The organism is uncultured Georgenia sp. (assembly GCF_937958535.1).
Taxonomy (GTDB): Bacteria; Actinomycetota; Actinomycetes; order Actinomycetales; family Actinomycetaceae; genus Oceanitalea.
The window spans coordinates 1-7,427 of record NZ_CALGNQ010000126.1 but is presented as its reverse complement, the minus strand read 5'-3'; the positions used below and the strand labels follow the sequence as shown (position 1 = coordinate 7,427).

At 74.8% G+C, this 7,427-nt stretch carries 6 protein-coding genes; 1 reads left to right on the top strand and 5 read right to left on the bottom strand.

Going from position 1 to position 7,427, the window contains the following annotated elements; translation table 11 throughout:
* From Q0195_RS07410 to Q0195_RS07400, 3 genes are all read right to left on the bottom strand, one after another.
* Positions 1 to 783, bottom strand: a 783-nt coding sequence (locus tag Q0195_RS07410; protein ID WP_299276550.1) for an FAD-dependent oxidoreductase, incomplete at its 3' end; no start/stop codon positions are given.
* Positions 783 to 2,009, bottom strand: coding sequence for an NAD(P)/FAD-dependent oxidoreductase (locus Q0195_RS07405; protein WP_299276547.1), 1,227 nt, complete (start codon positions 2,007 to 2,009; stop codon positions 783 to 785). The genes Q0195_RS07405 and Q0195_RS07410, both read right to left, overlap by 1 nt.
* A 31-nt stretch (positions 2,010 to 2,040) precedes the next feature.
* Positions 2,041 to 2,613: an OsmC family protein gene (locus tag Q0195_RS07400; RefSeq protein ID WP_299276544.1), complete on the bottom strand. Its 573-nt coding sequence runs from the start codon at positions 2,611 to 2,613 to the stop codon at positions 2,041 to 2,043.
* A gap of 256 nt (positions 2,614 to 2,869) precedes the next feature.
* Between Q0195_RS07400 and Q0195_RS07395 the strand changes: the two genes are divergently transcribed.
* On the top strand, positions 2,870 to 4,774 hold the full coding sequence (locus Q0195_RS07395; RefSeq protein ID WP_299276542.1) for a heavy metal translocating P-type ATPase: 1,905 nt from the start codon (positions 2,870 to 2,872) through the stop codon (positions 4,772 to 4,774).
* 57 nt (positions 4,775 to 4,831) lie between these two features.
* Here the strand turns inward: Q0195_RS07395 and Q0195_RS07390 are convergent, their stop codons facing one another.
* Both Q0195_RS07390 and Q0195_RS07385 read right to left on the bottom strand, forming a co-directional pair.
* A complete protein-coding gene (locus Q0195_RS07390) occupies positions 4,832 to 6,037 on the bottom strand; it encodes an MFS transporter (protein ID WP_299276539.1) in 1,206 nt (401 codons plus the stop codon).
* 243 nt (positions 6,038 to 6,280) lie between these two features.
* Positions 6,281 to 7,201, bottom strand: coding sequence for an SDR family oxidoreductase (locus tag Q0195_RS07385; RefSeq protein WP_299276536.1), 921 nt, complete (start codon positions 7,199 to 7,201; stop codon positions 6,281 to 6,283).
* Positions 7,202 to 7,427 lie beyond the last annotated feature (226 nt).

The following is a 7,427-nucleotide window of genomic DNA, read 5'->3' as shown; positions in this document are numbered from 1 at the left end:
CTGCCCACCGGCCGTCAGCCGCTCGACGAGGTCGGGGAGCCGGCGGGCGAGCAGGGTGAGCGCGACGGCCGGCGGCACGGTGGCGAGCAGCCGGTCCAGCTCGGTGCGGGTGGTGCCGGCGAACACGCAGGTCAGGCCGTCGTGGGTGGGGATGAGCCCGGCCCCGACACCGGCGCCGTAGTACCACTCGTACCCGGCCGCGGGCAGGTCGGTGACGTAGCCGTAGAGGACGTTGGTCGCCGCCTCGCCGCGCCACAGCACGGGCGCCCCGACGGCGTCGGCGACCGCCGAGCGCAGGCCGTCGGCGCCGACGACGAGGGGTGCCCGCTCCGCGCCGTCCGGGCCGCCCCGGCGGCGGGTGCGCACGCCGGTGACGCGGCCGTACTCGTCACGGAGCACACCGGTGACGGCGGTGCCGTGGCGGACGGTGGCCCCGGCACGCTCCGCGGCGTCGGCGAGGACGGTGTCCAGGACGGTGCGGCGCGGTGCGTACAGGGCGGGCACCCCCGGTGACGGCCGGATGGAGACCGTCACCGGGTCCTCGTCGTAGTAGTGGAACAGGGTGCGCCGCACCGGTGGGGTGCCACGTACGACCTCGTCGAGGACGCCCCACCGGGACAGCTGGAGCACGCCCGCCCGCATCAGGGCGTGGGTGGACAGGGTGTCGCTGCCGCGCCGGGCCCGGTCCAGGACGAGGACCCGCAGCCCGGCGCGGGCGAGGAGGAGCGCGGTGGAGGCCCCGGCGATCCGGGACCCGACGACGATGACGTCCCAGGTTCCCATCAGACTCCCGCTCTCGTTCGCAGGTGTGACTCGAGGTGCTCGACGACGAGCGCGGCGTCCGCCCCCACGCCGTCGAGGGTCGTCGCGTTGCGCCGGGTCTGCCACGCCATCCCGATGACGTAGAGCCCGGGTGCGGGGGTGCGTCCACCGGTGTGGACGATCTCCCCGCGGGCGTCGAGGACCGGCACGTGCAGCCACGGGTAGCTGCGCCGGTACCCGGTGGCCCAGACGACCGTGCGGATCCCGCGCCGCCCGACGGTGAGCCGGGTCGGGGCGTCGGCGGTGCGGGCCGCCGGGACCGGGGTCGGTCCCGGCGGTGTGGCGAGCCCGTGCTGGACGGCGAAGGCGTCGATGCGGGCGAGCGCGGCCCGCATCCGGGCGTCGGCGTCCGCCGTCGTCACGGGCAGGTCGTCGGCCAGCTCGAGCTGCCGGCCGGTGGTCCCGACGAACCGGCCGGCCAGCACGACGCCCCGCTGCTGCAGGGACGGGAGGTCGACCGCGCGGCCGTCGTCCCGTCCCACGAGCTGGAGGGACGGCTCGCGCCACTGCCGCGGGCCGGCGTCCGCGCGGCGCCGCCGCAGCACCCCCATCCGGTCGAGCCACCAGAAGACGTCCCGGCCCAGGTGGTGCCGGGGCAGCCGGCGGTGCGAGCCGACCGCGAGGGTCAACGGCCGGCCGCTTCCGGCGATCTCGTCGGCGAGCTGCACCCCGGTGGCCGAGGCGCCCACGACGAGCACCCCGCCGTCGGGCAGGTCACCGGGACGCCGGTAGGTGTCGGCGTCCGGCTGGACCACGGACGGCGGGAGGTCGCCCGCCATGGGTGGGCGGCGGGCGGCGGCGCTGTGGCCGGTGGCCACGACGACCGCGTCGGAGGACCAGGTGCCGTCGGTGGTGACGGTGCGGTACCCGTCGTCGGTGCGGCACACCGAGAGCACCTCGGTGTGCGTGCGCACCGGCGCCGGGGCGGCGTAGCCGGCCAGGTGCGCGGCGACCTCGCGGGCGGCGAGGTAGCCGTCGGGCTCCGGGCCGGTGTACTGCCCACCCGGGAGCCGGACCAGCCAGCTGGGGGTGAGGAGCCGGAGGGAGTCCCAGCGCTGGGAGAGCCAGCGCTCGGCGACGCGGCCCCGCTCGAGGACCACGTGGTCGACCGAGCCGGCGGTCAGCAGGTGGCTGACCGCCAGACCGGCCTGGCCGGCACCGATCACGACGACCGTCGTGCGTGCCATGGGTACGTCCCTCCTGTGTGTCTCTGCGCTGTCAGCGCACGGTGGTGTCGATCGTGACGTCCGTGCCGTTGGTCAGGACGTCGTAGACGGCGGAGCGGCGCCGGGACTGCTCGACGAGCTCGCGCAGCTGCTCCTCGCTCGCGTCCCCCTCGATCTCGAAGTGGACGCGGATCTGCTCGTACCCGTTGCGGCCCTCGTCGGAGACGCCCAGGCTCTTGAGCAGGCTGAGGTCGCCCTCGACGGTGGAGGTGACCCGCCGCAGGTCGATGCCGCGGGCGGCGGCGATGTTGGCCAGCCCGGCGGTCAGGCAGGCGGCGATCGCGTGGAGCAGGAACTCCACCGGCGCCGGTCCCAGACCGGTGCCGACGAACACCTCCGGGTGGTCGGCGTCGTAGACGAACGGGACGGTGCGGGAGGTGTCCTCCTGGCCGGCCCCGTAGAAGCCCTGGATCTCGCTGCGGTTGTGGGTGCCGCTGATCCAGGTGTTCCGCGCCCGGAACTGGGTGTCGGCGAGCCCCGGGTTCTCGCGCACGGCGTCGATCGTGGCGAAGAGGGTGGGGACGTCGACGCCGTTGCGGGCGGGACGGGCGGCGGTGGCGGTCATCGGTGACTCCTTCGGTGGGTCGATCTGGTGTGCCGGACGCTATGGGGCGCCCCTTCCCCGGACCTTCCCCGCGGCGCAGCGCCGTCCGCCCGTGGTGCAGACCCGGGGAAGGCAGGGCTTCTTCCGTCGTGGGACGGCGGTCCCACGACGGACCTGTGCCGGGCTGGTAAGACGGGTGGTTTTCCGCGCCGTACCGCGGTTTAGGCGAGCCTTGCCTTGCTATACAAACGGTGCGGAACGGGCGTAGAAAGGACGCATGAGGGGACGTCTCGGAGCGGTCCGCGAGTACCCGGTCGTCGTCGCGACCGGGCTCGTCGCGCTGCTCGGCGGCGTCCTGGAGCTCGCCGGCCAGGGCATGGCGGCCCGCTGGGTCATCTCCGCCTTCGCCGTCGTCGTCGCGCTCATGCAGGTGCGCGGGATGGTGGACGACATCCGGGCCGGCAGCTACGGCATCGACCTGCTCGCCGTCACCGCCATCGGCTCCGCCGTCGCGGTCGGGGAGTACTGGGCCGCGCTCGTCGTCTGCCTCATGCTCTCGGGTGGGGAGGCGCTGGAGGACCACGCCGCCGGACGGGCCCGGCGTGAGCTGACCGGGCTGCTGGAGAACGCCCCGAGCCGCGCCCACCGCCTCGACGACGAGGGCCGGCTCACCGACGTCCCGGTCGAGGACGTCGCGGTGGGTGACCGGCTCCTGGTCCGTCCCTTCGAGGTGGTCCCGGTCGACGGCGTCCTGGAGTCCGAGGGCGCCACCCTGGACGAGTCCTCGCTCACCGGGGAGTCGGTCCCGGTCGACCGGGTGCGCGGCGAGGAGGTGCTCTCCGGCGTCGTCAACGGTGGTGAGGCCGTCGAGCTCCGGGCGACGGCCACCGCCGCGGAGTCGCAGTACCAGCGCATCATCGAGCTCGTCCGCGAGGCGCAGGAGTCCAAGGCCCCGTTCGTGCGGCTCGCCGACCGGGTCGCGGTGCCGTTCACCCTCGGCGCCCTCGCACTGGCCGTGGGTGCCTGGCTGGTCTCCGGCGACCCCTCGCGGCTGGCCGAGGTGCTCGTGGTCGCCACGCCCTGCCCGCTCATCATCGCCGCCCCGGTCGCGTTCATGGGCGGGATGTCACGCTCGGCGCGCAACGGCGTCATCGTCAAGAGCAGCGGGACGCTGGAGCAGCTGGCCCGGGTGCGCACGGTCGCCTTCGACAAGACCGGCACCCTGACCTACGGCGAGCCGGGCGTCACCGCCGTGCACGGTGAGGGTGTGGGCTCGGCGGAGCTGCTCGGTCTCGCGGCGGCGGTGGAGCAGTACTCGGGCCACCCGCTCGCCGCGGCCGTCGTCGACGCGGCCCGGGCTCAGCGCGTGGAGGTGCCGACAGCCGACGACGTCACCGAGGTCCCCGCCCACGGCGTGCGGGGCACCGTGGACGGACGCACCGTCGTCGTCGGCAGCGCCCGCTTCGTCCGGCGCGAGGTGGGGGTCGAGCCGGCCCCCACCCCCGCCGGCACCACGGGCGTCCACGTCGCGGTCGACGGGCGGTACGCCGGGTGGCTGGCGCTGGCCGACGAGCTGCGCGCCGAGGCCCGCGCCACGATGGCCTCCCTCCACCGTGCCGGGGTGCGCACGACGATGATGCTCACCGGCGACGGCGAGGACGTCGCCCGCCACATCGCCGGGCAGATCGGGATCGACGACGTCCGCGCCGACCTGCTCCCCGAGGACAAGGTCGCAGCCGTGCGCGCCGTGCCGCACCGTCCGGTCATGATGGTCGGGGACGGCGTCAACGACGCCCCGGTGCTGGCCGCCGCGGACGTCGGGGTGGCGATGGGGGCGCGGGGGTCGAGCGCCGCGAGCGAGTCGGCCGATGTCGTCATCACCGTCGACGACCTGTCCCGCAGCGTCCGTGCCGTCCAGATCGGCCGCCGGACCATGCGGGTGGCGTGGCAGGCCATCGGGATCGGGGTGGCGATGTCGGTGGGCCTCATGCTCGTCGCCACGACCGGAGCGCTGCCAGCCATCGTCGGGGCATGGCTGCAGGAGGTCGTCGACCTCGCCTGCATCCTGTGGGCCCTCCTCGCAGTGCGGCCGAGCCGGGCGGAGCGGGCCGAGCTGGCCCGGGTCGCGGCCGACCTCGCCGCCGCCGGCGCCGGGCGGGCGCGCCAGCCGGTCCTCACCTGAGATCGGCGGCCGGCCGGCGCCGAGCGGAACGGCCGCGTGCGCGACCCGCTGTCGGCGTCACCTGCGCGGGGCGTGCTCCAGCGTCTCCCGGGCGCCGAGCCAGGCGACGCCGGCGAGCAGGGTGATCGCACCGGAGACCGCGAAGGCCACGCCGTAGCCGAACGCGTCAGCGAGCGCCCCGGCGAGCACCGGCCCGAGGATCGCGCCGGTGTCCTGCGACATCTGGAACCCGGCGAGCACCTTGCCGCCGCTGCGCTCCTGGCCGACGACGTCGGCCACGGTGGCCTGCTGGGCCGGGTTGAGCAGTCCCGCTCCCACCCCGGCGAGCGCCGAGACGACGAGGACGACGGCGACGTTCCCGGAGAGCCCGAGGACCGCCGTGAAGACACCGCTGACAAGGAGACCGACGAGGACGAGCGGCTTGCGCCCGCGCTGGTCGGCCCGCCGCCCGGCGACGTTGAGGGCGAGGGCGTTGCCGACTGCGAAGAGCGCGAGGGCGGCCCCGGCGGACCACGGACCCGCGTCCAGCGCCGCCGCGGCGAAGAGCGGCAGCAGCGCGACCCGCACTCCGAAGTTCGACCAACCGTTGGCGAACCCGGACACCAGCGCCGCCCGGAAGGCGCTGTCACGCAGCGCCTCGGCCAGCTGCATGGGCGGGTGCTCGTCCTTCGGCCGGGCCGCTCCCCTTCTCCCGGTGTCCGGGAGCAGGCGCCAGACGACGCCGGCGGCGATGACGAGCGCGCCGGCGTAGACGACGAACGGCACCCGCAGCCCGAGCTCGGCGAGCAGCCCGCCCAGCACCGGCCCGCCGATGTTGCCGAGGAGGAAGGATGTGGCGTACAGCGACGACGCCCGGCCGCGCGCGGTCGGGGGCGCCAGCCGGACGATGAGCCCCATCGCCGAGACGGTGAACATCGTCGACCCGATCCCGCCGAGCCCGCGGAACACCAGGAGCTGGACGTAGTCCTGGGCGAGCGCCGTCGCAAGGCTCGAGGCCGCGACGATGAGCAGCCCGGTGAGGTACACCCGCCGCTCCCCCAGCCGGGTGACCAGCGCCCCGCCTGCCGGGGCGAAGACGAGGCGGCACAGCGAGAAGGCGCTGACGACGAAGGAGGCAGCGGCCACGGAGACGTCGAAGGAGCGCGCGAACTGCGGGAGGACCGGCGAGACGAGGCCGTACCCGAGCGCGATGAGCAGGGCGGCCGCGGCGAGCACCCAGATCTCCCTGGGCAGGGCGGGGCGGGGTGAGGAGTGTGGGGACATCGCCCGGCCAGTATCTCCCGAGGCCCTCTCGCCTCGGACCGGTGGCTCCCGGCCCACGGGCTCGGCGGGCTCCTCCCGCAGCGAGGTCACGGCGCGCAGCGGCACCCGTCCCGTCCCGCGCCGTCGTCCGCCGTCACCCGGCGACCGTCGACGACGACCACCTGGAACTCCTCGGGGTGCCCGGTCCTTGCCCTCCGAGTGGGCGCGTGAGTGGTCGAGGCGCTGACAGGTCGGCGCTGCTGGTCAGGGCGTCGGGGACCCGCCGGTGATGGCGAGCGTCTCGCCGATGACGTAGCTCGACTCCGGCGAGGCGAGGAAGACGTAGGCGGGCGCGCACTCGGTGGGCTGGCCCGCCCGGCCGATCGGGGTGTTCTTGCCGAACTCCGGCAGGTCCTCGACCGGCTGTCCGTGCGAGGGCTGCAGCGGGGTCCAGAACGGGCCGGGGGCGACGGCGTTGACCCGGATGCCCTTCGGTGCCAGCTCCTGGGCCAGGCCCTTGGAGAAGTTGTTGATCGCAGCCTTCGTCGAGGCGTAGTCGAGCAGCGGCGGGGAGGGCTGGTAGGCCTGCACGGAGGTGGTGTTGATGATCGTCGAGCCGGGCGGCAGATGGCGCAGCGCCGCCTTGGTCACCCGGAACATGGCGAGGACGTTGGCGTGGAAGGTCTCGACGACCTGCTCGTCGGGCGTCTCCTCCAGGCTCTCGTTGGCGACCTGCTTGGCGGCGTTGTTGACGAGGATGTCGAGGCCACCGAGCTCGGCGGCAGCCCGCTCGACGATGTCCCGGCACACGTCCGGGTCGATGAGGTCGCCCGGCAGCCGGACGGCCTTGCGGCCGCTCTCGGTGATGATGCGGGCGACCTTCTCGGCGTCCTCCTCCTCGGCGGGCAGGTAGTTGATCGCGACGTCGGCACCCTCCCGCGCGAAGGCGACCGCGACGGCAGCTCCGATGCCCGAGTCGCCTCCCGTGATGAGCGCCCGCCGCCCCTCGAGCCGGCCGGTGCCGCGGTAGGAGTGCTCACCGATGTCCGGCTGCGGGGCGATGTCCGCCTGCAGGCCCGGTTCCTCCTGTTGCTGCTCGGGCGGGGTGATCTGCGGGTAGCGGGTGACCGGGTTCTGGAAGGTGAGCTGGTCGGTGCGGGTGGTGTCGGCGTCGTCCGCGGCCATGGGGCACTCCTCGGTGGTGTGGGGACCTGGCCAGTCTGCGGAGCGTGGGGCGAGGCCGCATCCGCAAGGGAGCACAGGGCAGTCCCCCGGCGCGCCCCCGCCTGGGTCGTGGCCCGGGTCGTGCCACGCCACGGAGCACGACCCTCATCGGAGACTCACGACCCAGGTCGGGGCGGCAGGAGGCTGGGCGGGACGGGGCCGCATCCGCGGAGAGGGACAGAAGCGC